This window comes from Okeania sp., from assembly GCF_983059655.1.
The window spans coordinates 1-1,700 of sequence record NZ_CEZPJD010000121.1; the positions used below are offsets into that span (position 1 = coordinate 1).

Below are 1,700 nucleotides of genomic sequence, written 5' to 3' on the forward strand. Positions count from 1 at the left end.
TTATCAGTTATCAGTTATCAGTTATCAGTTATCAGTTATCAGTTATCAGTACTTCTGCCTGAAGTCAGGTTTGAAAAAATAATGTTACTAATAATAGGTGCGATAAAAAGATTTTACAGAAGATATCCTTTTGATTAATAGAATATAGTCATTTGACTTTCAGATTGAGACAAAGCTTTATTCCTATGAGGGAGTTTCAGACGAAAAAACGTCTCATCTTTAAGTTAAACTACTATAAGTTATGAACTAAGAAATGGCATCGAAGCGATTAATTCTAACTTCTATTTTGATTTTTTTATACCAAATCCGGTTTTCAAAACCATGTTTTTCAAATTCCTTTCTAACTCTTCTGCCCTCTGTCCTCTGCCTTCTGCCTTACCTCACGATAAACCTTTCTTTCAAAACAGGATTTAGTATTAATTCTAACTTCTAACTTTTGACTTAAAAAAACGAGAAGCCCTGAATTATTTTCAGGGCTTTTCATCAACTAAACTAATTAATTAAATATTTCAGAAATTAGACTGCTACTGCTTTTTTAGTAGTTGCAGCTAATTCTCCACTAGCGTATTTAGCAGCAAACTCATCCAAAGTTTGAACCTTAATTTTGCTAGCATTACCAGCAGTGCCAAATTGTTGATAGCGATCGGCACAAACCTGTTTCATGTACTTGATAGAAGGCTTCATAAAGTGACGAGGGTCAAAGTTAGAAGGATCTTTAACTGCAGCTTCACGAATCGCAGCGGTAATGGCCAAACGGTTATCAGTATCGATGTTTACCTTACGAACACCACTCTTGATTCCTTTTTGAATTTCTTCTACTGGTACACCATAAGTTTCTGGAATTGAACCACCATATTTGTTGATCATTTCCAACAAGTCTTGAGGTACAGAAGAAGATCCATGCATAACCAAGTGAGTATTGGGTAGGCGACGGTGAATTTCTTCAATGCGGCTAATAGCTAGAATTTCTCCTGTAGGCTTACGGGTAAACTTGTAAGCACCATGGCTAGTACCAATAGCAACTGCTAGAGCATCTACTTGAGTACGTTCTACAAATTCTACAGCTTCATCTGGGTCTGTCAAAAGTTGTTCGCGAGAAAGGACACCTTCTGCACCATGGCCATCTTCTTTGTCGCCCATACCAGTTTCCAGAGAACCTAAGCAACCTAATTCTCCTTCAACACTTACACCAATGGAGTGAGCAACTTTCACTACTTCAGCAGTAACATTGACGTTATAGTCGAAGCTAGCAGGAGTCTTAGCATCTGCCTCTAGGGAGCCATCCATCATAACGCTAGTGAAACCATGGCGCATAGCAGAATAGCAAGTAGAGGGTGCATTACCATGGTCTTGGTGCATGGCGATGGGAATATGAGGATATGTTTCTACGGCAGCAATAATTAAGTGACGTAGGAAAATTTCACCCGCATACTTACGTGCTCCACGAGAAGCTTGCAGAATTACAGGACTGTTTGTTTCATCAGCAGCCTGCATAATGGACTGAATTTGCTCCATGTTGTTGACATTATATGCAGGAATGCCATAGCCGTTTTCTGCTGCGTGGTCTAGTAATAACCGCATTGGTACGATAGCCATACCTTGTCCTCCTAATATTTTTGTTATTAGCCGATTGGTAAATTTGATTTACTTAAGCTTAATTCTTACGACAATATTAAGACAAATTGAAGATTCTGTCTATC

Annotated in this window: 1 protein-coding gene; it reads right to left on the reverse strand. The window is 38.4% G+C overall.

From position 1 onward, the window contains the following. Window positions 1-516: 516 nt before the first annotated feature. A complete protein-coding gene (gene fba, locus AC3DU7_RS09605) occupies window positions 517-1,596 on the reverse strand; it encodes a class II fructose-bisphosphate aldolase (protein ID WP_485970063.1) in 1,080 nt (359 codons plus the stop codon). Window positions 1,597-1,700 lie beyond the last annotated feature (104 nt).